Source organism: Rhizobium sp. TBD182 (assembly GCF_001950375.1).
Classification (GTDB): Bacteria; Pseudomonadota; Alphaproteobacteria; order Rhizobiales; family Rhizobiaceae; genus Agrobacterium; species Agrobacterium tumefaciens.
Window position 1 is genome coordinate 9194 of record NZ_BDLN01000022.1, and the last position, 264, is coordinate 9457.

A 264-nucleotide genomic window follows, 5' to 3' on the forward strand; every position below is an offset into this window, starting at 1 on the left:
CGTGACCATCGGCACACCTGAGACTGTGAAGTTTTTCTCGCACGATGCTGCGAAGGCCGGGCTGGAGATGGTGATCAGACCGAGAATTGCGATGGCATGTTTCATATTGCGTAATCCGGTTGTTGGTGAAGGTTTTCAGCTGTTGGCCGCATCAGAATGTCGACCGTTTTCCTCTGTAGGTTGATGGCGGTGGTAATGCTTCATGGGCTTGCGCGAGCGTTTCCAGCCATGTTGCGAGGCCATCTGGAACTGTATCGTTGCCGG